16 protein-coding genes are annotated in these 26,749 nt (G+C 48.2%); all 16 read left to right on the forward strand.

Annotation, left to right across the window (positions count from 1 at the left end):
• The first annotated feature begins 493 nt into the window (after positions 1-493).
• Positions 494-1,747 (forward strand): alpha-L-fucosidase, encoded by a 1,254-nt coding sequence (locus tag PAT3040_RS17820; RefSeq protein ID WP_219930295.1) that lies wholly within the window; start codon positions 494-496, stop codon positions 1,745-1,747.
• A 240-nt stretch (positions 1,748-1,987) separates the two neighbouring features.
• Positions 1,988-2,902, forward strand: coding sequence for an ABC transporter permease (locus PAT3040_RS17825; protein WP_258235031.1), 915 nt, complete (start codon positions 1,988-1,990; stop codon positions 2,900-2,902).
• Positions 2,903-2,920: 18 nt separating this feature from the next.
• On the forward strand, positions 2,921-3,802 hold the full coding sequence (locus PAT3040_RS17830; RefSeq protein WP_108993793.1) for a carbohydrate ABC transporter permease: 882 nt from the start codon (positions 2,921-2,923) through the stop codon (positions 3,800-3,802).
• Positions 3,803-3,838: 36 nt separating this feature from the next.
• Positions 3,839-6,148 carry a cache domain-containing protein gene (locus PAT3040_RS17835; RefSeq protein ID WP_146200453.1) on the forward strand — a complete coding sequence of 770 codons (2,310 nt, stop codon included), beginning with the start codon at positions 3,839-3,841 and terminating at the stop codon, positions 6,146-6,148.
• Between the two features lie 159 nt (positions 6,149-6,307).
• Positions 6,308-7,867, forward strand: a complete 1,560-nt coding sequence (locus PAT3040_RS17840; protein WP_108993795.1) for an ABC transporter substrate-binding protein — start codon at positions 6,308-6,310, stop codon at positions 7,865-7,867.
• A gap of 106 nt (positions 7,868-7,973) precedes the next feature.
• Positions 7,974-13,988 carry a discoidin domain-containing protein gene (locus PAT3040_RS17845; RefSeq protein WP_108993796.1) on the forward strand — a complete coding sequence of 2,005 codons (6,015 nt, stop codon included), beginning with the start codon at positions 7,974-7,976 and terminating at the stop codon, positions 13,986-13,988.
• Between the two features lie 201 nt (positions 13,989-14,189).
• Positions 14,190-15,335: a Gfo/Idh/MocA family protein gene (locus tag PAT3040_RS17850; RefSeq protein ID WP_108993797.1), complete on the forward strand. Its 1,146-nt coding sequence runs from the start codon at positions 14,190-14,192 to the stop codon at positions 15,333-15,335.
• Positions 15,336-15,374: 39 nt separating this feature from the next.
• Positions 15,375-16,262 (forward strand): helix-turn-helix domain-containing protein, encoded by an 888-nt coding sequence (locus tag PAT3040_RS17855; protein WP_108993798.1) that lies wholly within the window; start codon positions 15,375-15,377, stop codon positions 16,260-16,262.
• 123 nt (positions 16,263-16,385) lie between these two features.
• Entirely contained in the window at positions 16,386-17,633 is a 1,248-nt protein-coding gene (locus tag PAT3040_RS17860; RefSeq protein WP_108993799.1) for a DegT/DnrJ/EryC1/StrS family aminotransferase, read from the forward strand.
• A gap of 20 nt (positions 17,634-17,653) precedes the next feature.
• Positions 17,654-18,535 (forward strand): pyridoxal 5'-phosphate synthase lyase subunit PdxS, encoded by an 882-nt coding sequence (gene pdxS / locus PAT3040_RS17865; protein WP_108993800.1) that lies wholly within the window; start codon positions 17,654-17,656, stop codon positions 18,533-18,535.
• Positions 18,536-18,584: 49 nt separating this feature from the next.
• Positions 18,585-19,904, forward strand: coding sequence for a neutral/alkaline non-lysosomal ceramidase N-terminal domain-containing protein (locus PAT3040_RS17870; RefSeq protein WP_108993801.1), 1,320 nt, complete (start codon positions 18,585-18,587; stop codon positions 19,902-19,904).
• A 27-nt stretch (positions 19,905-19,931) separates the two neighbouring features.
• Positions 19,932-20,900, forward strand: a complete 969-nt coding sequence (locus PAT3040_RS17875) for a sugar phosphate isomerase/epimerase family protein (RefSeq protein WP_108993802.1) — start codon at positions 19,932-19,934, stop codon at positions 20,898-20,900.
• Positions 20,901-20,923: 23 nt separating this feature from the next.
• On the forward strand, positions 20,924-22,090 hold the full coding sequence (locus PAT3040_RS17880) for a Gfo/Idh/MocA family protein (RefSeq protein WP_108993803.1): 1,167 nt from the start codon (positions 20,924-20,926) through the stop codon (positions 22,088-22,090).
• Between the two features lie 25 nt (positions 22,091-22,115).
• Entirely contained in the window at positions 22,116-23,147 is a 1,032-nt protein-coding gene (locus PAT3040_RS17885; RefSeq protein ID WP_108993804.1) for a TIM barrel protein, read from the forward strand.
• Between the two features lie 246 nt (positions 23,148-23,393).
• The gene (locus tag PAT3040_RS17890; protein ID WP_108993805.1) at positions 23,394-26,021 is read left to right on the forward strand and encodes a glucosidase family protein; all 2,628 of its coding nucleotides are present in this window, start codon (positions 23,394-23,396) and stop codon (positions 26,019-26,021) included.
• A gap of 221 nt (positions 26,022-26,242) precedes the next feature.
• Positions 26,243-26,368: an S-layer homology domain-containing protein gene (locus PAT3040_RS40035; protein ID WP_181376694.1), complete on the forward strand. Its 126-nt coding sequence runs from the start codon at positions 26,243-26,245 to the stop codon at positions 26,366-26,368.
• Positions 26,369-26,749 lie beyond the last annotated feature (381 nt).

A 26,749-nucleotide genomic window follows, 5' to 3' on the forward strand; every position in this document is an offset into this window, starting at 1 on the left:
GAATAGCGGATTCGAGGCACGCGAGTATGAAAAATCATACACAATGGCGTCGGAATAGTGGATTAGAGGCTCGCGAGTATGAAAAATCATACACAATGGCGCCGGAATAGTGGATTCGAGGCATGCGAGTATGAAAAATCATACACAATGGCGTCGGAATAGTGGATTCGAGGCACGTGAGTATGATAAATCATACACAATGGCGTCGGAATGGCGGATTCGAGGCACGCGAGTATGATAAATCATACACAATGGCGTCGGAACAGTAGATTCGAGGCATGCGAGTATGCATCCGAAACTTTAAATCACCCGTAAGGGTGATTTTTTATCTTTATAGAGATTAGAGATTCAATTTTTGTCCGAATCATACGATTTTGTCGTTGCTGTCGTACGGGTTTGAATATAGGATGGGAAACGAGAATCAAGTGTAACTTCAAGTGGAACTTCAGCTTGATGAGTTTGCAAATAAATCATACATAAAAGGAGCAATGAAATGATGCATGAAGTACCGCAGCCCTTGCCTTATATCCGATCATTCGAAAATATGGCTTTTGGCATGTTTATTCATTGGGGACTTTATTCTGCGCTCGGGCAAGGCGAATGGGTCATGGATGCGCAAAAAATCCCTTCATCCGAGTATGCAAAACTCGCGGATTCTTTTACGGCCAAGGACTTTGACGCGAGACGCATCGCCGAATTGGCGAGAGATGCAGGGATGAAATACATTGTCCTTACCATGCGTCATCATGATGGCTTCTCGCTATATGATACCTCTGGACTTGGAGAGTATGACTCGGTACATAGCCTGGCGGGAAGAGATCTCGCGCATGAATTCGTTGAAGGCTGTAGAGAGTTCGGCATTATGCCGTTTTTCTACCATACGACTCTGGACTGGCATCGAGAGGAATATGTTACGGATTTTCCAGCCTATTTGCGTTATTTGCGAGCGTCCATTGAGAGGCTGTGCACCCGTTACGGACCGATCGGGGGCTTCTGGTTCGACGGGAATTGGGATAAACCGGATGCAGATTGGGAAGAGGGGGCATTGTACGAGTTGATTCGCAAGCATCAGCCCAATGCCATCATCGTCAACAATTCCGGTTTGGGCGCGCAAGGCGCGTACGGTCATCCCGAGATTGACTGCGTGACCTTCGAGCAGGGCAGGCCGTCAGCGATGGACAGACGAGGAATGCCCAAATATGTTGCGGGCGAGATGTGCCAGACAATCAACAGTCATTGGGGAGTCGGCCTGCGGGATTTTAATTATAAATCACTGGGACAACTGATAGAATTTTTTTGTTCCTGTCGCAAAGTAGGGGCAAATTACTTGCTGAATATCGGGCTGCAAGGGGACGGTGCTGTCGGTGCCATGGAGTATGGATTGCTCCGCGCGATCGGAAATTGGTCGGCGATCCATGAAGAGGCTCTTTACGAGACTCGCCCTACGAGCATTTCAGGAGGTGAACAAGATTTTGCTCTTGAGAATTCGGCAGGCAAACTTTATTTCTTTGTTCATCGGCTGGCCATTGCAGGCAGCTCTCACGTCGTCGCTGGCGGAAACTTTACAGGTCCGCGCTCGTTCGAAGGTGTTGGAAAAGCAATAACGGGCGTTCGCTGGTTGGACAATCAGGAGGAGGTCCCCTTCGTTCACGATCGACAGTCCGGGTTATTTTGTCTCCAAGCCAGCGGATATCCCTATGGCACGGATCTCGTCGTTAGAGTGGCTGTAGCCGAAACGAAAGAATAGAGATATAGAAGCAGGCGGTATACTTCAGACAATGAAGTAGCCGCCTTTTTTGAGCCAACAGAGGCGGATAATCGACGATGGTTCGCAAGTCATTTTATTGTCCGAGCGATATAGCACGGAATCTGAACTTTTCTTGTGTATTTATCGTTGGTATTGATCGTTGAGCGCACTATGATAAGGGGTATAGCCGAGACCAGACGGACGAGCGGCTAAATAAGGAATGGTGAAGGTGATTGTAGGATGTTGGAATCGCTTCGAAGAAGATGGAGGAAGGATGGCGCGTTATTGGGGATGACGCTTCCGGGACTGGTGTATCTTGTGCTGTTTGCCTATGTACCGATGTTTGGTCTTGTTATTGCTTTCAAAAATTACAACTATAGCACAGGGTTATGGAACAGCCCTTGGGTCGGATTTAAAAATTTCGATTTTTTATTTGCTTCGCAGGACGCGTGGCGAATTACGTACAATACATTGTTTCTCAATTTTCTGTTTATCTTTTTCGGCACGATCGCCTCGATTGGTTTTGCGTTGCTTCTCAATGAAATTCGCATAAAAGTGCTCAGCAGGTTCGTGCAGTCGACGATGCTGCTGCCTCATTTGCTTTCATGGGTTATCGTAGGTTATTTCGTCTATGCTTTATTAACCTACAACGGCTTGGTCAACAATATTCTGGGTTATTTCGGCATCGAGGCTATCGAATGGTATAACTCGCCAGAGTATTGGCCAGCCATTTTGACAATTACGGCAATATGGAAAATGTTAGGTTACAACAGTGTCATTTATTTGGCAAGCATACTAGGCATTTCTTCTGATTATTACGAAGCGGCAGTGATCGATGGAGCCGGGAAAATGCAGCAAATTCGCTACATTACACTTCCGCTGCTTTCGCCAATTATTATCATTTTGGTGCTTTTGTCCATCGGCAAAATTTTTTATGCGGATTTTGGACTGTTTTACAACGTAACACGCGATATGGGGATGCTTTATTCTACAACCGATGTTATCGATACTTATGTGTTCCGGATGCTTAGGACCGTCGGAGATGTGGGAATGTCTTCCGCAGCGGGTTTTTATCAATCCATTGTTGGTTTAATTCTGATCGTAACGGCCAATTTCGTCGTTAGAAAAATAGATAGAGAACAATCGTTGTTCTAGCACAGGAGGAATAGAGACATGCATGCATCGATCAAAGGAAGTCGTATTTCTACAGTCATTGTAAGCGGGGTGACGATCCTTAGTGCTCTTATCTTTCTGCTTCCTGTCGTCCTGGTCGTGTCGGCTTCTTTTACGGACGAAAACACGTTAACCCTGCAGGGCTACTCACTGCTTCCCGGGAAATGGAGCCTTGAAGCCTATCGCTATATTCTAGTTAACGCCACTCAGCTTTATATGTCCTATAGAATCACCATTATCGTAACTCTAGTGGGTACGCTGGCGAGTTTATTCGTTACCTCCCTGTTAGCCTATCCTCTGTCGCGACGATCGTTTACGCTTCGCTCGAAAATAACCTTTTTCGTTTTGTTTACGATGTTATTCAATGGCGGACTGGTTCCAACTTATATTTGGATTCAGCAATATTTGGAGTTAAAAAACACCTTTGGCATACTGATCCTGACCGGCTTGCTCAGCCCCTTCTATGTCTTTATTATGCGAACGTTTTTTAAAACGATTCCTGATTCGATTGTAGAGTCGGCCTATATGGAAGGCGCGGGAGAATGGAGAATTTTTGCAACCATCATACTTCCATTATCACTTCCTTCACTAGCGACAATCGGCATGTTGACATCTTTGAATTACTGGAACGATTGGTTTACTACGTTATTGTACATTGAAGACAAAAACAAAATATCGTTGCAATATTTGCTGGTTATGATGATGAGCAATATCCAGGCGGCGGCCTTGAACCCCAATAGCATTACAACTGCAGCCAAAATGCCGGCGGAAACGGCGCGTATGGCTCTGGCCGTATTGTCGATTGCTCCGATAACGATCGTTTTCCTCTTTTTTCAACGTTTTTTGGTTAAGGGACTTACGGTAGGAGCAGTCAAGGAGTAGACTATTCTCAATAAACGTTGAGGGTGATAAGGATTGTTGCGAAGAATATTTCCTCGAAGGCTTCTGATTAAATTAATTGTATCGTTTACGGCCTTGCTGGTCCTTCTTACAGTTACTTTGTCTATTTTGCTGTATCGTAATTTCGAGAAAAACACATTGGAGTCTGTGGCGGTCACCCATTTGAATTACTTGCAGCAAATTAGCTACAGCGTGGATTATATGAACGAAAATGCGATTAATTTGTTATTTCATATTTTTCTGGACCCCAAGACGATAGCGCTTATGTATCAAGATAATAATGATTTTGATGAGTTGCAAAGAGAGTCTATCCGGCTGAAGCAATTGGTCGAGGTCAATCCATTTGTACACTCTATTTATGTTTACAACAAAAAAAGGGAGAGGTATTTGGGAAGCTGGGGGGAAATGCTGACGCTGGATAAACCTTTTTTCGATACAGCTATTACGGAAATGCTCAATCGGCAAGCTCCGACCTTGCTTCCTGTAGCTCGCGAAATCGTTAACCCTTATAATCGGAGTGTCAAAGAACAGGTTTTTACTTATATTTTTTATGAATTCCGATCCTCCGATGGCGGGGTGGACGGGGCTGTTATTCTTAATGTTAAAAGTGAATATTTAAGCAATATGACCGACAGGTTAAAGCAGAGGAGCAGTCAGAACCAGAGTGAAGCTATCGTACTGAATACAGAGGGAGAGCTCATCGCAAGCTCAAGCGGCAATGAGCACAAGGGGGATGAAAAAGCCCGCCGCTCTATTCTGGATGCAATTGGAGAAGCGGATATGGGTCATCTCAAGCTGGATTTGGATGGAGAAGATTATTTAATCATCTTCAGCCGCTCGCAGCCAACGAACTGGTATTATGTGATGCTTCAACCGTACTCGCAGGTTTTGTCGAATTTGCATCAGATCAAAACGATTACGATTCAGGTCGCCGCTCTTGTCTTGATTATGGGTATTGCTGTCGCTGTTTTCATGTCATTTCGAATCCATTCTCCATTTAAGCAATTAAGGAACAAAATCATAAATGTACAAGGTTATCAAGCCGTTGAGCATACGAGCCAGGATGAAATTGCTCTTCTTGACGGGATGATATCGGAATCGTATCGCAATCGGCGCATGACAAAAAAGAAAGAGATGCTGCGGCATTTTGTTCGAACTGGCGTCCTATCACGACACGTGGAAAACGATGATTTACTTATTCAAATTGATAGTACCCAACCGATCCTTATCGTCTTGTGCAGAATTGATGACTTTCATCAATTCTCGCAGCGCTTTAGTGCCAAGGAACGCGAACTGATGCGCTTTGCGCTTGCCAATGTCGTCCAAGGGCATCTGGCGAAACATTTTTCATGTGAAAGCGTTGAGGTTAGCGAGGAACAGATCATTTCCATTGTGCAAGTTTCGCAGGATACATGGGAAAGTGACGAGCGCGAGATGACGGGGCTGCTTGCTGAAGCACAGGCTTGGTGTCAGACCCATTTGAATTTCTCCTTTACTTGCGTGGTCAGCGATGTAGTGACCGATACTGGCGAGGTTCCTGCTCTGATTAACCACCTGCAGCAGCTATCGCAATATCGATTTGTCTACGGACGCGGCTCCCTGCTGACAGAAAAAATAGCGGAGAACCATCGCTCGGTTGATAAAATCCTGGCGAACGAGGAAACAGAGCTGATGGATGCGCTCACGAACGGTCAGCTTGAAGAGGCGAAACGAATTTTGGATGAGATTCTGAAGCGTCAAAAGCAGCTTAAATACGAATCGGCTATTGCCAACGTGCTGCAGCTTGCCTATAGCGTCTATAATCGTTTATCGGATCTTGAAGATTACGGCGGCGGAGACGGAAGCCATGTTGATTGGAGCATTTCTTTAAAGGAATTGCTCAATATAGAAACGCTCGATGAGATTCAAGTTAGATTGGAGGAGGTGTTCTCCAGAATTACATGGCTGGTATGGGAACGCAAGGAAAGGAGATCGTCGGCTTTGGCCGATTCTGTTATTTCCTATATCTATCAGAATTACAAAGATCCGTCCTTATGTCTGGAGTCGATTGCTGACTATTTGAAATATTCCAAGGTGTATCTAAGTAAAATTTTCAGGGACATTCATGGGGTATCCGTTTCGGAATTCATTACAGATTACCGGATTGCCAGGATCATGGAACGGATTGGGGATGCATCGAATATGGACGCTCTACTCGAAGAGCAGGGCATCACCAATAAAAAGTATTTTTATACGATATTCAAAAGAAAGATGGGAGTATCGCTCCGGGAATACCGCAATAAGTTGGTTGTTCAGCCTCTTCTCGAAGACAATAATTCAACAAAATAGGGCATAGTCGGATCATCGATTTTTAACATCTAAAATCTGCATTTTGTATCTAAAAACATACTTTTTATCCTTCACTTGAGCTTAAAAACTCCAATACAATGGCCTCATCCACGGAGACATCCGGGATAAACGAATCAGCATAAAAAGGGAGGAAGAAGTATGGGCAAGAAGTATGGAATGAAATTCTGGGCAACAGCGATGGCGATGTTCCTTGCAGTCGCGCTTGTAGGAGCATGCAGTACCAAGAATGCAAACAACGGCAATACCCCCGCGACAGTCAAGCCTGAAAATTCTTCGGTGACAGCACCGCAAGAAGAGACAGCAAATGCAACGGAGGAGCATGTCACGTTGACGTGGTATTTCCCCGGTAATGTACAGAAGATGACGGACAAGGCGACGGTTGAGGCGGAAATGAATAAAATATTGAATGAAAAAATCAATGCTTCTATTGAATTGATGCCAATAGATTGGGGCGCCTACGATCAGAAAATGAATATTATGAGCGCCGGCGGCGAGGCGTTTGATTTGATGTTCACGGCTCCATGGTCCAACGATTATTACAAAAATGCAGCAAAAGGCGCATTGTTGCCGCTAAACGACTTGTTGGACCAATATGCTCCTAATCTAAAAAGTGTAGTACCGGAGAAGGTATGGGAGGCTACAAAAATAAAAGGAAACATATATGGCGCAATTAACTGGCAGATCGTCGCTATGCCATATGGTGCTCAGATCGCCAAAAAGTACGTGGATAAGTACGATATCGATGTTGCTTCGCTCAAAACGTTTAAGGATTTTGAGCCCTATTATGAGAAGTGGGATGAAGACTACCCGGCATTTTTCGGCGGCGATCAATTTACGAATGCCCCGCCTTATTACGGGTTTGACAGTGTCGGAGGCGATAACAGCGTAGGATGGGTCAAGCTGGATGATCCCAATCTTACCGTCGTCAACCAGTATGCGTCGGATGAATTCAGAAATATAGTTGAAACCTACTATAGCTGGAGAGAGAAGGGCTTTATCCCGCGCGATGCCGCGATGAATACGGATGAGCGGAAAGCGGCGCTGAACAATGCCGGACAATTCGAATTGCCAGGCACCTTCTCCTTGCCGCTCAAGCCGGGTTCCGATCTGGAGACGAAAGCGGCATATGGCGAAGAGTTCGTCAATATTACCATTACTGAGCCGTTAATTACGACCAATCGTGCGATCGCTACGATGACGGGAATTAGCAGAACGTCCAAAAACCCTGAGCGGGCCGCGATGTTCCTTGATCTGATGAGCTCCGACAAGGAATTATACCGTCTGATGGCGAGCGGCGTTGAAGGTAAACATTATACAAAAATTTCGGAGAACCTGATTGAGTATATCGCGGACAGCAGCTATCAACCGAACTCGGACTGGATGTTCGGCAATCAGTTCCTGGGTTATTATACAACGCCAGAAGCTGCCGAGGCCGATATTTGGGCGGTGACGGAGAAGCTTAACAATGAAGCCAAAGCATCTCCGCTTCTCGGATTTGTGTTTGATGCGGAGCCGGTTAAGTCGGAGTTGGCGCAATTAGATTCTGTTTACTCCGAATATAGTAAAGGTCTTCTGACCGGTACGATGAATCCTGCAGACAAGCTGCCGGAATTTCTGGATAAGCTAAACCGTGCGGGCGCCGACAAAGTGATAGCCGAGAAGCAAAGACAGATTGATGAGTGGAAGAAAAGCAAATAGTGCAAAGACTTATTCGTTGTTGAAAACATACCCTCGCTTCGTTAGAGAAACGAGGGTATTACAATGTTGACGCCTAATTTCAGTATATAACGGGAGGTAATCTGTAATGAAAACTAAGCGCATTTTTTTAGCGTATGTGCTCGTGATAGGCCTGCTTATACAAGGGGCGGTAGGCTACTTGTCTACACCTGTCTTTGCAAACGCTACCATAGATGAGATTTTTATTGATCCGGACGGGAGCGGGACCTTGTGCTCCATAGCGGCTCCTTGTTCACTTGAGGGAGGACGGGATAAAGTCAGAACGATCAATGACGACATGGACTCAGATATTATTGTTTATTTGCGCGGGGGCACTTATGTGTTGGACGAGACGTTTCAATTGACTTCGGAGGATTCCGGTCGTAACGGTTTCGATGTCTATTACAAGGCTTATCCCGACGAAACTCCGGTACTTAGCGGAGGGATTTCGATTGAAGATTGGGCTCTATATGATAACACAGCCCATATTTATCGGGCCGAAGTATCAGAGGAGCTTGAAACCCGTCAGCTCTATGTAAACGGTGTGCGCGCAGAGCGCGCCAGAGGCGGAGAACTTCCGGGAGCCGTGCAGACGACAGCGGGTTATACGACGACAGATCTGTCCATGGCGGAGTGGAGGAACGCGGATGATATTGAATTTGTGTTTCGAAAGCTGTGGATGGAGACCCGATGCGGCGTATCCTCCATATCAGGCGCCGACATTACGATGGATGAACCCTGTTATATAGCTGCTACAGGCCGAGGAGTTGCTGTGGACAATCCGACCTGGATTGAGAATGCCTATGAGTTGCTGGACGAAGAAGGGGAATGGTATCTGGACAGAACCGAGCGTTACCTCTATTACAAGCCCCGTCTGGGTGAGGATCTAAGTACGGCCCAAGTCATTGCCCCTGTTTTGGAAACGCTTGTACAAGCCGAGGGTACTTTGGACGCCCCCATTAAGAACATTGTTTTTGAAGGGTTAACGTTCTCCTATGCAACATGGCTTCAGCCGAATGGACCTCATGGTTACCGGGAAATTCAGGCCAATATTATGCCGCCGCTTGATTATCGGATGAGCTTTCATTCTTACGATGACCGCAAGGTTCCCGCCAATGTAACGGTTAGCGGAGGACATCAAATCCGTTTCGAGCGCAACACATTCGAGCATCTCGGAGCAGTTGGCCTGAATGTGGATTATGGCGCCAAAAACAATGTCGTGCGGGGCAATATATTCCAGGACATTTCCGGCAATGCAATTATGTTAGGCGATATCAAAGAGGATGACTATCTTCCCCGTGACGAAAGAAGACATGTGGACGGCAATGAAATCAGCAACAATTTTATTACACAGGCAGGTGTGGAATACCATGGCTCGGTTGGCATTTGGGTCGGATATACGAAAAACACGGTCGTAGCGCATAACGAGCTTACTGACCTCCCGTATTCGGGAATATCCATCGGATGGGGATGGGGAGAAGTCGACGAGGGCGGTTATTATAATTATCCCACTCCAACCATCGTTGACGGCAATCAGATTATTCATAATAAAATCTGGAATGTCATGCACACCGTTATTGACGGTGCGGGCATCTATTCTTTGTCCGCCAGCCCCAATCAACTTATTGCAGGCAATGTGATTTATGACGTTCATACACACGGGGCTATCTATTTGGATAACAAAAGCCGCTATAATACGGTGCTGAATAATGTGTCATTTGACATCCTTGGCAGTTTTCATTTGTTTCTAAACGACAATCGAGGGAATTCACTGTTTTCCTACAACTTCTGGGACGAAACGACTTCTTTGTACGATAATACCGTATACACGGGCAATCGCAATGCCCGCTACGTCGGCAATCAATTCGCGGATCAGGTTTCGTACCTTCCGGCAAGTCTTATTAATCAGGCCGGGTTGGAGGCGGAGTACCGCAATCTAAATCCTCTGCCTGCCAAGACGGATCAGGAACCGCCATCTGCGCCGACAGGGTTGCAGGCTACGGTTGTCGACGATCATAGCGTGACTTTGCAGTGGATGCCTGCGCAGGATAATGTGAAAGTAACGGGGTATGAAATCTGGCGCGACGGCATGGTAGTCGGCATTACAGAGGATACCTCGTTTAGAGTAGCCCATTTGCATCCGGGCAAGACCTATTCGTTGTCCGTCCGAGCAAGGGACGCAGAATTAAATGTTTCCTCTTCATCAAGCCCTTTGTCGGTAACGACGAAGGAAGACACCTGGTTGGACAACCTGGCGTTGAACAAAAAAGTAATCGTTTCTTACCTGTTGCCGGAGGGGCGGGAAGCAGATATGCATGCAGGACATGCTGCTTCCAGGGCGGTCGATGGCAATCGGGTGACTACAGCGGTATCCATGGGAGAATTTGCTTGGCAACTGCAGGTGGATCTGGAGTCCGTTCAATCGATTGATCGAATTGTAGTTGATATGCATGAGCAGTTATATGCTACAGAGTATAACGTTCTGATTTCCGACAATGGCATTCATTTCTCCAAGCTTATAGAGGCAACGAACGGACACGGAGGAATAAATGAGCATGTTCTGGACACGGCCGCTCAAGCCAGATACGTCAGGGTTGAGGCGGTAAAGCCGGATGGACCGGGACAGCCGGGCATACAAATGCAAATTCAGGAATTGGAAATCTATAATAATCAATCTTTGACTAATTTGGCCTATAAGAAGCCGGCGAGAGCATTTTATATCGGCGGCGGAACGATACGACCAGGCACCAATCGGCCGGCTGTCCTGCATAATGGGCATGGGCCGGAAAAGGCGATCGACGGTGATGACGAGACAACAACCGCTGCGACAGGAGAGTTTGCCTGGCAATATCATCTGGATCTAGGCTCTGTGCAGAATGTGGATCGAATGGTACTGGATATGCCTAGTACGCTCTATGCGACCGAATATGATATTTGGGTTGCCAAAGAAGCAGGAAGCTTTAAGAAACTGAAATCGGTTGTTGGGGCAAGCGGCGGGCCGAATGAGCATATTTTCGCCAATACGATTGAAGCCCGTTATATAGCCATTGTAGCGATCAAGCCCGATGGACCAAGTCAGCCGGGGGTCCAAATGCAAATTCAGGAGCTTGAAGTATACAATAATCAGTCGTTGGATAATTTGGCCTTATCCGGAACCGGAGCAGCTTATTACAACGATTCTCTGTCCTTTCCTACCTACAAATCATTTGGTTACGAAGCGATAGTGGACAATAACGCAGCATCGATAGCACAGGCGCCGTCGTTAAGCGACTGGACCGCAACGGTTGATTTGGGTGAGATTACGGCTTTTAATCAGGTCAATGTTACGATGCCGGTGTCGGCTTATGCGAGTGAATTTACGATAGAGACTTCCACAGATGACGAGAGCTATACATCAATTGCCGATGTGACAGGTTTTGATGGTGGGCTTTATGTGCTTACTAGTGTGCAGAATGCCCGTTATGTTCGAATCGTTCCCGCCGACGGGCAGCAAATGGCTATAGCGGAAATTAGTATTTACAATTCATCGAATCGTGCACTGGGTCAATTGGCTGGCGCAGTTGCGTATGATGACACGTCTGCCGATTTGGTGATGGGTCATGAAGCGGAGAAAGCCAATGACGGCAATCCATATACCAGTGCCAGAACCTCTGAAACCGATCCGTGGAGATGGAGCCTGGATTTGGGGTCGGTTCAGCAACTCAACAAACTCCGTTTGTTGATGGGACATGCGACGGAAAACGCTGGACATCAAGCAGAAGCGACTTTATTAACGTCGCTAGACGGGGAAATCTACCAAGTTGCTCTCGAAGAGACGGTAACTTCCGGGCAATGGGAAACTCTGCGCTTTGACGATCAGCAAGCGCGATACGTACAGCTATCGTTGACATGGTCGAATGCCGGCTTGTCAAGCGAAGCTTTGTCGATCTATGAGGTCGAATTGTATGACGAGAGAGAGGCCGTCTTAATCGGAACAACGACGGATTCCGAGGATACAGACCGCTTTCTCTATCAGCCTGTATCGACCAAGTCGTATATACTTCAAGCTGGGGATCGGATCGAATATGAAGTGATGCTGCTGGATGCGAAGGCTGGCATCGGCGGAATTGATCTGCTGACGACAGACGGCAAGAAGCTAAAGGATCAGATCGGCTTGTTGGATCAATGGGGAATATCGGCGAGTCCTTCTTCCGATTTGAGCAGCAAAGGCGTCGGAGTATGGCTGAAGCGGGAAATTGTCGTGCCTCCGTTGCTGATGGGACGAACGGTATCTCAGTGGCTGCTTGGCCTGGAACATGATCAGCCGGAGACAACCGTAGGGGCCAAATACAAAAACCTGAATGTTCGGGACGCTTACGGAAACGTTGCCTTGCGGGTCGATTTGGAGACCGATCTCGTCATCGAAGCCGAAATGGCGCAAGGCTATGAAGTGGATCGGTCGGTTAGATCTGTCCGCATTGAGCCAGAGCAGTTGAAATTGGTAAGCGGCGACCGGGAAATGCTTATAGCCCATGTTGTTCCTTCCTATGCAACGAATACCGGGGTGAGCTGGCACTCCAGCAATCCGCTGATTGCAAGCGTGGATCAACAGGGGCAAGTCATTGCAAAACAGCAGGGGCATGCTGTCATTACGGTGACGACCGCTGAGGGAGCATATACGGATAGCGTAGAGATCGAAGTCTCGAATCTCATGGTCCTGTCCGATAATTATGCGCTTAACAAGCCTGCCACGGCCTATTATATCGATACGAATACAAACCAGAGAGTGATCAGTCATACACATCAGGGTCATGGTCCGAATCTTGCAAATGATGGCGATGATGAAACGGCAGCGGTTTCCAATCAATCTTTTGCCTGGAGCTGGGAAGTGGATCTGGGCGAGGTTGTCACAGTGAATCTAGTGAAGGGCTCCATGCATGATATTAACTATGCGACAGCATTCGAGATTGCCGGTTCCGAGGACGGTGTCAGCTATCAAGTATTGGGGAGTGTCGAGCAGTTCACAGGCGGACACTACGCAGTAAGCTTCGCAGATCACGATGTACGTTATCTGGAAGTAAGAGCGCTGAAACCCGACGGACCCGGACAGGCAGGCAATCAGATGCACTTGAATGAGGTCGGCGTATACAGGGAAACGTTGCATGATGCCTGGGTCTTGGAGACGCAAGCCCAATTCGATAGAAACCCTGCAATGGCGGCGGATATCGAGATGGTCTTGCTGTTAAATGGACATGCCTTGACAGGGGTCTATAACGGCATGTTCCAACTGACAGAAGGGCAGGAATACAGCATAAACAATAATGTATTACTGCTCAAGAAAAGTTATCTGGCTAGTTTAAACGGTTCGGAGGTTGTATTTAAACTGGAGTATGACGCTGGCGCAGCCTCGCAATTTACAGTTAGCTTTGTCGATACGACACCTTCGCCAAGCCCAAGTCCTGCCGAGGAACCAAGCCCGACTCCAAACCTTACACCAAGCCCGACACCAAGCGCGAGCCCTAGCGAGGTTCCCAGCGCAACACCAAGTCCGTCATCAAACACAACTCCGGGTCCGAAGCCGGGGCTAAAATTTGTGGATGTCCCTGCGTCTCACTGGGCAAAGTCATCCATTAACAGAGCCATTGAGCTTGGCATCGTTAACGGATACGGAGACGGAACATTCCGCCCCGACAGCAAGTTATCGCGTATGGAATTTGCAGCTATTCTTGCGCGTGCGTTAAAGCTGGAGGATGGACCGGAGAAATTGACTTTTGGCGACGCAGACAGCATCCCGGCATGGGCTTCGCCTTTTATCAGGAAAGCGGTCCATGCAGGGATTATCAATGGTTATGAAGACGGAATGCTTCACCCTCAACGTCAGGTCACCCGCGCAGAAATGGCTGTTATGATGGCAAGGGCGCTGAAGCTGGCTCCGGTGGAGAGCAGCCTTGATTTCGCCGACGCGGAACAGATTCCTGCATGGGCTCGTCCCTACGTTGCTGCGGTTTATGATGCAGGATTTATTAAGGGCAGAGGCAATCGTCAGTTTGCTCCCTTGGTACAGGCGACCAGAGCAGAGGTTATTCATTTAATCGTAACGATCCACGACTATTACGAATTTTAATAGCAGCTGCAGACGCCTGCAGCTACAAAACTTTGTGTATTCAAGTTTTGTAGCTCGCAGGCGTTGTCATTAATCCGGATTCTCCGTTTATATTGCAAATTTGGCGCAATGATATGTTTTTGTCGTTGATGTCGAAGGTAGAGGGGTATACATTGATGGTGTGCTAACTGAAAAGGAACTTCAAATGTAAGGAGAATTCTAATGAGAATAGGTGTAATTGGTTACGGAGCGAGAATAGAAATGGTTGTCGAGCAACTGCTGAATTTGCACATGGGCGTTGAACTTACTGCCATTACGGATATTAACATCGACAAAGTAAGAAGGCAGCTAGCGGATAAAGGAAGAAATTTTGCAGGCATTCCTATATACGCCGACGCGGATGAAATGCTGGACAAGGAGAAATTGGATGGCGTCATGATTGGAACGCGATGCTCCTTGCACACATTTATGGCCAAGAAGGTGTTTCGAAGAAATTTGCCCCTGTTTCTGGAGAAGCCGGTGGCGACAACAATGGAGGACCTTCAATCATTAAAGGCAGCCGGAGCCGCTTCCAGCAGTGAAGTGGTAGTTTCTTTCCCTCTTAGGAACACGCCTCTTGTAAAGCTTGTGAAGGAAATCATAGATTCGGGGAAGCTTGGCCGCATTGAACATGTGCAAGCGGTCAACAATGTGCCGTATGGCAGCATTTATTTTCATGACTGGTACAGGAACGAGAAGGAAACCGGTGGCATGTTTCTTCAGAAGGCGACCCATGATTTCGACTATATTAATTATTTGATTGGCTTAAAGCCTGTATCTGTCTGTGCAGTGAAGTCGAAGCAAATTTTCAAGGGGGATAAGCCTAACGGGCTCTATTGTAAGGATTGTGAGGAATATCATACTTGTCCTGAAAGCCCCTTTGTTCTGAAAAATTTCAAATCAGAGCAGTCCCATGGGGAGATGTGCTCATTTGCGGAGGATACTGGCAATGAGGACTCAGGCAGTGCCATTGTTATCTATGAGTCGGGTATGCATGTCGCCTATTCGCAAAACTTTTTCGTCAGGAAGGGCGCGGCAAAACGAGGAGCAAGGCTGATCGGCTACGAGGGCACAGTCGAATTTGATTGGGGAACAGATGAAGTTCATGTCTATATGCACAGCACGCCCCGAGTTGAAACTTATAAAGTGGATTCCTCGCAGCTTTCGCATAGTGGCGGTGATATTGCTTTAGCTATCAATTTTCTGAAGGTGATGCAAGGGAAGGAACGTTCAAACACGCCGCTGGATGCGGGTTTGTTAAGCGCTCTTATTTGCTTGAAAGCTAAGGAGTCGGCAGAAACGCATACTTTTAAGGACATTGCCTGGTAAGGCGGATGGACCTGTCTTCGGAAGAGGTGAACCATTTACATGCATCTCAAGGATTGTATTTCATCATCCATCTATAAGCTTCAGCAGAACTTTATGGGGAATTGGTTTGTCGCCGGCTCCGAGATGGATAAGCGCAAGCTAGAACAGGGATGGATGGGGGAGGATCGATATGAGGCTGTTTTCGAGCCCCATAAGCACGGATCTCCTGAGCTATACATTTGTTTACAAGGACATTGTGCGATGAAATACGGGGATGAAATGTTGGCTTTGAAAGAAGGAGATGTATGTCTCCTTCCGCCCGGCGTTTGGCATGATGAGCTGCCGGGAAGAAGCACTCCTTACCAAGCGCTCTGGATTCGATTCGACTACCATCAAATATTGCCCATTTTATTTTATAGGGACTGTGCAAACAACATTTTGTTAATCGAGGGCAACGAATTTCAATGTGAGTTCGAAGATCACTTTATTCAGCATCAGTTGAAGAATGAGCTTGAACATCAGTCTTCGCTGCAGATCGAATTAATTAAAATCTATATTCTGCAAGTGTTAATTTATTTGCTACGGAAAATGGAAAACAAAAAAGAATCGAACTCCAGCGAGAAATGGAAGAAGTCTGTCGTTAAGAGGGTTCAGCAATACATTGATCAAAACCATAATCGCGTATTGCGATTGTCTGAAATTTCCCAAGAAGTAAGTATAAGTGCAAATTATTTAAACTCCATTTTCAAATCGGAGACAGGGCACACAATCATGCAATATATCGAAGATTACAAAATAGATAAGGCCAAACATTATTTGAGTGAAACGGATCAAAGTATGAATGCCGTGGCATCTTCTCTCGGTTATTATGATCAATATCATTTCAGCAAAATATTTAAAAAAGAAACGGGGCTTACGCCTACGCAATATCGGAAATCTAGAGCTTAAACACAGGAATTCACAGCTTTGCGGTGCATAGTTGGAATATACATTATTCGAGTTATTCCTTACATTTCAACCTACTGCCGACGCCTCTAGAATAGGGTTATAGACGACTAGGAGGTAGTAGAGATGAACAAATTAGCAATTTTAGGCGGCAAACCGGTCGGGAAATTCGAAATGCCAAGTTTTCCTTATTACGATGAAAGCGATGTAGACGCAGTGGCGGATACGATGAGAAGCGGCGTATGGGGACTTGGCGGAGCCAAGCAGAAGGAATTGGAAGAGAAGTTTGCGGCGTTCTGCGGGGTTCCCTATAGCGTGTCGGCATCCAATGGTACGGTTACATTGCGTATGGCGATGGAAGCGCTGGAGATTGGTCCCGGGGATGAAGTTATCGTTCCAGGCTTGACTTGGCAGGCTACCGCGGCAACTGTTCTGGATGTCAATGCGGTTCCTATTCTGGTAGATGTCGACCCGGAGACGTATACGATTGACCCCAAAGCAATAGAGGCGGCAATTACCGAGAGAACCAAATGTATCATTCCTGTTCACTTGTACGGCCGAATGGCGAATATGGATGAACTGCTGGCCATTGCCGATAAGCACAACTTGTATATCATCGAAGACTGTGCGCATCAACAAGGCGCTAGATGGGATGGAAAGGCGGCAGGCTCGCTTGGAACCATTGGTTCGTTCAGTCTGCAATCCTCGAAAATATTGAATTCCGGCGAAGGCGGTTTATTAACCACGAAGGACAGCAGGCTGTCGGATTTACTCCATTCGCTGCGATTCTGCGGTCGGGCAGTGCGTGAGGGCGCGGAGGCCATGCAAAGCGGCAATTTCAGATTGTCTGAGTTACAAGCGGCGCTTGCGATTGTACAGCTTTCGCGACTCGAGGAGCAGAATGCGCATCGGGAAATCAACGCCACGTATATCGAAAACCAGGTAAGCGATATTGAAGGCATCAAACCGATGTATCGTCATCCGAAAATAACAAGGCAAGCCTTCTATAATTTGACGCTGCGTTATGACGCAAGCGCATGGGAAGGCGTTCCCAAGCTAAAGTTTCTGGAAGCGCTCAAGGCTGAACTGGATAATGAGTCCTTCCATTATGGAACAACCTACGAGCCTTTGCATATGAGCCCGTTGTACCGTCCGCACAGCAAAAAGACGCATCGATTGTCCGAAACGTATTGGCAGCAGATCGATCCTCGAAGATTCGATCTTCCCGTATGCAAGAAGGCCTACGAGGAAGAATCGCTCAACTTTATGCATATGATGCTGATGACCAATCGCGAGGGCTGCGATATTTTTGTAGAGGCGATCAAAAAATTGAGAGCGAATGTCGGCGAGCTTGCCGAATTTGCCCGCAAGTAATGGGACAAGGTGAAGATGCCATGTTAACAGGAACGCAGCAGGTCAAAAGAGGAATGGCGGAGATGCAAAAAGGCGGCGTCATCATGGATGTGATGAATGCCGAGCAAGCGAGAATCGCGGAGGCCTCGGGTGCGACTGCCGTAATGGCGCTGGAACGAGTGCCCGCTGATATTCGGGCTGCCGGCGGTGTAGCCAGGTCGGCCGATCCCGCCTTGGTCGAGCAAATCATGTTGGCTGTATCCATCCCGGTTATGGCCAAGGCCAGAATCGGCCATTACACAGAGGCTAAAATTTTGGAATGCATCGGGGTCGATTATATTGATGAAAGTGAAGTACTGACTCCTGCTGATGATGTGTTCCATATTGACAAGAGGGAGTTTGCTATTCCATTCGTGTGCGGAGCGCGTGATCTGGGAGAAGCCTTGCGTCGAGTCGGAGAAGGAGCGTCCATGATACGTACCAAGGGCGAGCCTGGAACCGGCAATATCGTGGAAGCGGTTCGTCATATGCGTATGATCCAGGCACAGATTCGCAAGGTTCGGACGATGTCCAGGGACGAACTCATGGTGGAAAGCAAAACATCAGGCGCGCCTTACGAGCTCCTGCTGGACGTTCATGAGAAAGGCAAGCTGCCGGTCGTTAATTTTGCGGCAGGCGGAGTCGCGACGCCGGCAGATGCCGCTTTGATGATGCATTTGGGAGCAGATGGCGTGTTTGTTGGTTCGGGCGTGTTTAAATCCGATAATCCGGAGTCATTTGCCAGAGCCATCGTGGAGGCCACTACCCACTATTCGGATTATGATTTGATAGCCAAAGTGTCCAAAAATCTGGGGACTCCGATGAAAGGCATTGAAATCTTTAGGCTGGAGCCAGACGAACGTATGCAGGATCGGGGACGATAAAGACAAGAGGCATAAAGTGAAGAAGACAGGGTGAAGGCGAGGGAGCGTTATGCTACGGAATATTAGAGCGGGTTTCAGTTCAACGGATATTACACCTCCAGTCGGGGTTGAGCTATGCGGCTTTGGATGGCATATCAATCGGAAATCAACGGCTGTGTTAGAACCTTTATACGCTCATGCATTTGCGTGGCAGACAGAGGACGTGAAAGGGGTCATCATCTCTTGCGATTTGCTGGGCATTAGCAAGGAGATTACCGAACAAGTCAGGAGTTTGATCCAAGCGGAATGCCAGATTCCGTTCGATCATATTCTGGTTAGCGCAACGCATTCCCACTCTGGACCGACAACTGTCGATCTGATCGGATGGGGTGAGAAGGACTCCGACTATTTGGCGGGTATGCCAGAACGTATAGCTCAAGCTGCCGTTGCCGCATTGGCCGGCATGGTGGACGTAACGTTCGAATACGGGGAAACCCATGTAGAAGGGATAGCCTACAATCGGGTAAGCCATTCGAAAGAAAGCCCTGGCGGATTGTCCGATCATACGCTGAAATTATTGAAGGTCGTGCATGAGGGCAAGATGATCGGATTCCTCTCTCACTACTCCGTCCACCCTGTCGTTATGTGCGCGGATACTTCCTTCATCTGCGGAGATTTTATCGGGATTGCGATCAATAAGCTTAGTTCCCAATATGGGGTTACAGGCATGTTCTTGCAGGGTTCGCTGGGAGATCAAAACTCCATTTACAATTTCGAAAATCAAGAGCAGTCCGTTAAAAATGTATATGAGTTGTCGGCCAGGTTTGCTGGATTCGTTGAAGAGGCGATATCGTCGGCACTGCCGCTGGAAATTGATGCTATCGTGATGAAGAGGGTTTCAATCTCATTGCCGCTAAATGTTCTGGAGCGCTCGATGATCCTGCGCAATTTGGAGATGGTTGAGCATCTATATGAGGATTTCGATGAGCTGCCTGCGAAGACGCAAAGACGCATTCGATTTGAACGCGATGTTTGTAAGGCGGTATGGGACAAGTATGATGAGCCAGAACCCGCAGTGCTAAAGACGGAGCTGCAAGCGCTTAAACTGGGGAATATATTGTTGATCGCTCATCCGACGGAGCTTTTTTATGCCTATCATGTCGAGATTGAGCGCGAGCTTGCTCCTTATAAGACGTTCATTGTCGGGCAAGCCAATGATTCTATCGGCTATATCCCGACTCCAGATCAATACGAGGTGTCACAAGGAGCGTATTCTTACCCGGCGTGGTTCACTTCGTTTATGTATGGACAGCTCCCGTTTGTCCGGAATATTGGGGAAGTCATCACCAAACAGATGATTGAATTAGGACAAAGTCTCGTTAAATCATAGAATTTTGAAATCGAGGAGGAGCAGACTATGAAGTTAGGCGTGTTCGCTGTTTTATTGGCCCAGAAGCCGTTAGAGGAAGCACTGGATTACATTGCATCGAAGGGACTAGAGGCCGTCGAGCTTGGCAGCGGCGGTTATCCTGGCAACAGCCATTGCAATCCGGACGAATTGTTAAACGATAGCGGGAAGCTGAAGGCATTTAAGAAAGCGATTGATTCTCGCGGGCTAATCATTTCGGCTTTAAGCTGTCATGGTAATCCGCTGCATCCGCAGCAACAGATTGCCGGGCCGTTTCATGAAACGTTTATCAAGACCGTCCAGCTTGCCGAAAGGCTGGAAGTACCAGTCGTAAACACATTCTCTGGCTGTCCTGGCGATCATGATGGCGCCAAATATCCGAACTGGCCGGTTTCTACTTGGCCAAATGATTACCAGGAAGTTCTATCATGGCAATGGGAGAACAAAGTGATTCCGTATTGGGCGGAAGCGGGGAAGTATGCCGAGAACCATCATGTTCGAATCGGTCTCGAGCTGCATGGCGGCTTCTCTGTACATACGCCTGGGACGCTGCTGCGCTTGCGTGAAGCAGTTGGGGAAGTGATCGGAGCCAATCTCGATCCAAGTCATATGTGGTGGCAGGGCATCGATCCGGTGCAGGCGGTTCGCCTATTGGGCGAAGCGGGGGCCATTCACCATTTTCACGCCAAGGATACATCGATTGATCCCAATAACGTCAATAAGCATGGCGTAACCGATATGCAGCTGTTCACTCGGTTAAATGATCGCGCTTGGCAGTTCCGCACGGTCGGCTTCGGACATGATCTGAAGACATGGGGCGAAATGATGAGCGCATTGCGACTCGTTGGGTATGACTATGTGGTGAGTATTGAGCATGAAGATGGTCTCATGTCCGTCAATGAAGGTTTCACCAAAGCAATCGGCAACCTGCAGCAGGTTTTGCACAAAGAACCGCTAGGGGAAATGTGGTGGGCATAAATCGATTCGGGGAGTGATCGGATATGGGTAAGAAGAAAGTCCGTATAGGGATGGTCGGGTATAAGTTTATGGGCAAAGCACACAGCCTCGCTTATAGAAATTTGCCTTTCTTCTTCGATCTGGATGCAGAGCCCGTGATGCAGGCGATTGCTGGACGGGATGAAGCCGGCGTTAAAGCCGCGGCAGAAAAATGGGGCTGGGCTTCTTATGAAACGGATTGGCGCCGTCTATTAGAACGGGATGACATCGATGCGATCGACATCGGAACACCGAATCATATGCATGCCGAAATCGCAATTGCCGCGGCGCAAGCAGGTAAGCATGTTATTTGTGAAAAGCCGCTCAGCATGAACGTGAAAGAATCCTTGCAAATGCTGGATGCCGTCCGCCATGCAGGCGTTGTTCATATGATAGGTCACATTTATCGTTTTGCCCCAGCCATCCAATATGCCAAAAAGTTAATTCGTAATGGGGAACTGGGACAAATCTATCATGTGCGTGCCGTTTACTTGCAAGATTGGATTATGGATCCGAACTTTCCATTAGTTTGGCGTTTGCGCAAGGATGTAGCCGGTTCGGGGGCGCATGGCGATCTCGCGGCGCATATTATCGATCTGGCACGGTTTCTCGTCGGAGAGATCAAGGAAGTCACGGGGATGATGGAAACCTTTATTAAGAAGCGCCCCATCGGAGAAATGACTGGAGGCTTGGGAGCGGCGATGACCTCTAATCAGTTTGGCGAAGTGGATGTGGACGACGCCGTTGCCTTTCTTGCCCGGTTCGAGGACGGAGCCATGGGCACCTTCGAAGCAACACGTTTTGCCAAGGGAAATCGGAACGGCAATCGGATTGAGATCAATGGTTCCAAAGGTTCGATACGCTGGGATTTGGAAAACATGAACAATTTGCAGGTGTATTTGGATTCAGATGAGCCGGGAATGCAGGGATTTCGGACGATCAACTGTACGGAATCAGAGCATCCGTATGCTTCAGCCTATTGGCCGGCCGGGCATATTATCGGTTATGAGCATACGTTTATTAACATGATGAGCGAGTTTATCAAGGGGATCGCGGAAGGTAGAAGCCCTGCTCCTAACTTCGAAGACGGAGCACGTAACCAGTGTGTGCTCGAAGCAGTGGAAAGATCCTCGGCTTCAAGACAATGGGTAAATATTCAGGCGGAAATCTAGCATGTAATCTAAGGGAGATGACGAATTGAAATCGTTCCGCTATTCAGTTGGCCCATGGAATATTCATACGGGGATGGACCCGTTCGGCCCTCCTGTTCGCAAGGAGGTTCCTTTTGAGCATAAGCTTGCGAGGCTTAAGGAGATCGGCTTTGATGCTATACAATTACATGATGATGACGCCATACCGAATGTAAATGATTTTGAAGGCTCCGTGCTGCGGAGCAAAGCCAAGGAATTGAAGCAGCAGCTGCGCAATGTTGGATTGGTGCCTGAATTCATCGCTCCGAGATTGTGGGAGGATGAGCGAACGCGGGATGGAGCTTACACGGCTAATTCGCAACAGCTTCGGAATTATGCGAAGGAACGTAGTCTAAAGGCGCTTGAGATTGCTGAAGAGTTAGGCACGAACAATATTGTTCTGTGGTTAGCTCGTGAAGGGACGTTCGTTCCAGAAAGCAAATGTGGCGTTCGCGCGGTCGAATACTTGGTGGAAGCGATCAATTACATGCTCGAGGCAAATAAAAATATTCGTATCTTAATTGAGCCGAAACCGAACGAACCCGTGGACAAATCCTTTATTCCCACGGCAGGTCATGCGCTTGCCCTTTCGTATTTAACGTCAGCGCCTGACCGGGTAGGCGTCCTCATCGAATCGGCGCATTCATTATTGGCGGGTCTGGATCCGGCGGATGATATGACGTTTGCTTTAGCGCATAACAAATTATGGGGAGTCCACTTGAACGACCAGAACGGATTGAAATTTGATCAGGATCGTTCCTTCGGATCTGTCAACCTGAGACAAGCATTTAATCAAGTTCGGGTGCTGCTCGATCATCAATATGGTCAAGAGGGACAGTTTGTCGGCCTGGATGTCAAAGCGCTGCGGACACAAAATGATGATCTTGCCTACAAGCATTTATCCAATTCCTTGTTTGTAGTCGAGCGTTTAGTTCAGAAAGCGAAGTCATTGCAAACCGAACACATTTCTGCCAGACAAGAGGATACGGACTATGAGGAGCTTGATCGACTGATCGTCGATCATTTGCTGGGATCTTAAAAATGAAGTGCTCCCCCTGGAGAAGATAGGCGAAAGTTTAAAACAGGCGTTTGGAAGTCATCCCCCACAGGGATTGCTCCTGAACGCCTGTGCTCGCATCAGAATAAGAATTTGGCCAAATCCTATGTTTTTGTCGTTGATTTGAGAGGTGAACAGGATTACATTTGGGGTGGCTATCGCAGCATGCTCTAAAGTTATGCATAAACGGAGGCTGCACCGAAATCAAATCGCGAGGGGATCCAAACGATGGTGTCGAGAATCGCTTTATTATTGAAGAATGGTATTGCAGAAGGTTCATTGTCAGTCAAGAATGGTCATTTGGAGCAAGGCAGCCTGAGCTATGGGAACGGCGACTACGATAAAAATAGGCATGTTTTCAAGTCAGATGATCCAGCACGAATAGAGTTGGAAATAAGCCAAACGTGCAATCGGGAAGGCGCTTATGCCACTGTGGTCTATGTCCGGGCAGACCAACATGCGTTTAGTTTTTTCCTGCGCGATGTATCTGCAGATTTCCCGATTTATGTAAGGGAATACGGCGCTATCGTAACAACAGCCGAGTGTCAAGAAACCTATGAGCAGTTGGTAGAGACCATTGAAGGAAAGAGGCGGCGGACCGATCTGCAGCGGATCGAGGGGGAAGCGGAAGAATCCTACGAAGCGGCAGCGCAAGCTACAAGGGCTATGATTAGCCCGGTATGGCTTGGCTTGTCGCGGGATGTTCGCATTTTTGAAGCCCACTTTCGCGGCATCGGCAATACCGACAATGAGCGGATGTGGGATTCCGTCCGACCGAGGATGGGCGCTCATGGCGTATCCCGTTCGGAATCGGATTCTACCCCGGTTCATTACAACTATTTGCTGGGCAGGGGGCTCGGCTGCGAATATCGGATTTCCCGCCGATTGGAGGAAGGAATCTTCCCCATTGTTCATGCTGTCATTGAGGATGGCGAGGTGGAATACGCCAATACCGCTTTTGCTTCACTGGAGTCGAGCTCCTTATTAACGCTGAAAGGCACTCATTATTTGGTTGCGGATCAGACCAGCGCCAGCTACATGTTTACGCCGGAACAACGCGCCCAATACGAGGAGTTGCCGGAAGAATGGCGCCATCCCCGTGAAGAGACGGTGTATTACTCGAGAACGATTGCGACGAACAAGGCCGAGGTTCCTCGTTATGCCTGGTTCAAGAGCCCGATGCCGGCAGGCTGCGTAGCGGAATTCGACGGTTCTACAGGATTTGGACAATATGCTGCGGGCAAGGTGTTTGCCGTATCCAAGCTGGATGGACAACCGTTATGGCAAGAGGAGATTGCCGTATTGCTGAAGCCGGGTCAGTCGGTCGTGTTCGAGTTTTATATTCCGCATCATCCAATCGTACAAGAGCGGGCGACCAGACTGCGCGAACAGCATTTCGAAGCGCGGCATCTCGAGTGTCTGTCCTTCTGGAAGTCCAAGCTGTCGTCTGCAGCCGAAATCCGTCTTCCGGAGCCGCGCATTCAAGAGATGATGCAAGCGGGGTTTATGCATCTGGATCTGGTCAGCTACGGGTTGGAGCCTGACGGTACGTTATTGCCGGCCGTTGGCGTCTATCCCGGCATTGGCTCCGAGAGCTCTCCCATTATCCAATATATGGACTCGATAGGGGCAGCTCAGAATGCGGAAAGGTCGCTGCAGTTCTTCCTCGATAAGCAGCATGAGAGCGGATTGATTCAGAATTATGATGGTTACATGCTGGAGACAGGAGCCGTATTGTGGAGCATCGGGGAGCATTACCGCTATACGCGCGACGAAGAGTGGCTCCGGCGGATCAAACCCAAGCTGCTTAAGAGTTATACATTTATCATGCAATGGCGTGAGCGCAATTTGCGCGAGGATCTGCGCGGGGGCGGATATGGCATGCTGGAGGGGAAAACGGCCGATCCCGAAGACCATTTTCGCTCGTATATGCTCAACGGATACGCCTATCTTGGCTTGAAGCGGCTGGCAGAAACGCTGGCATTTAGCGACAGCGAGCTCTCCTTGCAAATGGCGCGGGAAGCTCGGGCGTTGAGAGCGGATATCAGACGTTCCTTGCGTGAAACGATGGCAAGATCCCCGGTTGTGCCGCTCGGTGACGGAAGCTGGGCTCCTTCTTGTGCGCCATGGGCCGAATACAGCGGACCCTTGTCCCTCTACGCGGATGGCGGCAAGTGGGGAACGCACGGCTCGATGGTTGCGCGCGATTCGATGCTTGGTCCGTTATATCTTGTGTTCCAGGAGGTGTTGGAGCCGGTGGAGCCGGAGGCGGCATTTTTATTGCATGTTCACAGCGAACTGATGTGCATACGCAATGTAGCCCTTAGTCAGCCGTATTACAGCATTCATCCTTGGGTTCACCTCAAGCGAGGGGAAGTCAAGCCATTCTTGAAGGCATTTTATAATGGATTGGCCGGGCTTGCGGATCGCGACATCTACACGTTCTGGGAGCACTATTGGCATGCCAGCCCGCATAAGACGCACGAGGAAGGCTGGTTCCTTATGCAATGCCGTTGGATGCTCTATATGGAAGAAGGGGAGACGCTCAAGCTGCTGAGGGGCGTTCCGCGAGTATGGCTGGAGCAAGGAAAACAAATTTCATTAGGTCATGCCGTCAGTTACTTCGGCCCCATCTCCATGCGTATCGAATCGGACACGGATAACGGGCGTATCATTGCTGAAGTCCAGTTCCACGATGACCTTCGCAGAGCTGAGAAGGTGGAGATTCGTTTGCCCCATCCGCAGGGAAAACGCGCCATCCGCACCAGCCAAGGGGACTACCATGAGGAGACCGAAACGGTTGTATTAACGGTGAATGCGAGCGGAACGATACAGGTGATCCTGGATTTCGAATGATCGGGCATCATGCATGAAACGACATAAACGCGCGGCTTGCTCAGTAGAGGCAGGCTGCGCGTTCCTTTGTTTACAGGCTTTCTCCGGCCGTTGTATTGGAATTTATCCGGAATGTTTAAATTTGTCCGCATGATTGCTAAAGCGCTGCACTTGGCGCCTCTTGGAGATGAAAATCCGAAATTTAAAGATACGGATCAATTGCGGGATGGGCCCGGCCTTATGTGGAAGTCGCGTTTCAAGAAGGGCTTATCCAGGGAAGAGGAAATCATCTATTCGCTCCAAATCAAACTGCAACGAGAGCGGAAGTGATTGTTTTAATTTTGACCATGCTGGAGTATCAAAGCTAAAACAGGGATAAGGGGCTGTCCGATAAGTCTCAAAAATAAAATGTTGGGCGGAAAAACGCAATGTTTTTCCGTCCAACTTTTGTGTTCCTGCTTTTTCAGGAAAGTGGCGAGCTGGATGCCTGCCACTTAACATTCTACCAAAACGGGGCGTCCAGCATTCCGTTTTCACTGACTTTGGATAGCCATTTTGCCAGGTGCGGCCTGTTTGGTGAATTGTATATGAATTATCATACACGTTTGGCCAGGTGCCGGCCTATTTGGTGGTTTGTGTATGAATTATCATACACGTTTGGCCAGACGCCGGCCTATTTGGTGGTTTGTGTATGAATTATCATACACGTTTGGCCAGACGCCGGCCTGTCTGGTGGATTGTGTATGAAT

This window comes from Paenibacillus agaridevorans, from assembly GCF_003112455.1.
Taxonomy (GTDB): Bacteria; Bacillota; Bacilli; order Paenibacillales; family Paenibacillaceae; genus Pristimantibacillus; species Pristimantibacillus agaridevorans.

What these genes read in the sequence shown, in the direction of transcription:
- PAT3040_RS17820 (WP_219930295.1), top strand. Translation starts at nt 494, where the DNA reads ATGATGCATGAAGTACCGCAGCCCTTGCCTTATATCCGATCATTCGAA.
- PAT3040_RS17825 (WP_258235031.1), top strand. Translation starts at nt 1,988, where the DNA reads ATGTTGGAATCGCTTCGAAGAAGATGGAGGAAGGATGGCGCGTTATTG.
- PAT3040_RS17830 (WP_108993793.1), top strand. Translation starts at nt 2,921, where the DNA reads ATGCATGCATCGATCAAAGGAAGTCGTATTTCTACAGTCATTGTAAGC.
- PAT3040_RS17840 (WP_108993795.1), top strand. Translation starts at nt 6,308, where the DNA reads ATGGGCAAGAAGTATGGAATGAAATTCTGGGCAACAGCGATGGCGATG.
- PAT3040_RS17845 (WP_108993796.1), top strand. Translation starts at nt 7,974, where the DNA reads ATGAAAACTAAGCGCATTTTTTTAGCGTATGTGCTCGTGATAGGCCTG.
- PAT3040_RS17850 (WP_108993797.1), top strand. Translation starts at nt 14,190, where the DNA reads ATGAGAATAGGTGTAATTGGTTACGGAGCGAGAATAGAAATGGTTGTC.
- PAT3040_RS17855 (WP_108993798.1), top strand. Translation starts at nt 15,375, where the DNA reads ATGCATCTCAAGGATTGTATTTCATCATCCATCTATAAGCTTCAGCAG.
- PAT3040_RS17860 (WP_108993799.1), top strand. Translation starts at nt 16,386, where the DNA reads ATGAACAAATTAGCAATTTTAGGCGGCAAACCGGTCGGGAAATTCGAA.
- pdxS (WP_108993800.1), top strand. Translation starts at nt 17,654, where the DNA reads ATGTTAACAGGAACGCAGCAGGTCAAAAGAGGAATGGCGGAGATGCAA.
- PAT3040_RS17870 (WP_108993801.1), top strand. Translation starts at nt 18,585, where the DNA reads ATGCTACGGAATATTAGAGCGGGTTTCAGTTCAACGGATATTACACCT.
- PAT3040_RS17875 (WP_108993802.1), top strand. Translation starts at nt 19,932, where the DNA reads ATGAAGTTAGGCGTGTTCGCTGTTTTATTGGCCCAGAAGCCGTTAGAG.
- PAT3040_RS17880 (WP_108993803.1), top strand. Translation starts at nt 20,924, where the DNA reads ATGGGTAAGAAGAAAGTCCGTATAGGGATGGTCGGGTATAAGTTTATG.
- PAT3040_RS17890 (WP_108993805.1), top strand. Translation starts at nt 23,394, where the DNA reads ATGGTGTCGAGAATCGCTTTATTATTGAAGAATGGTATTGCAGAAGGT.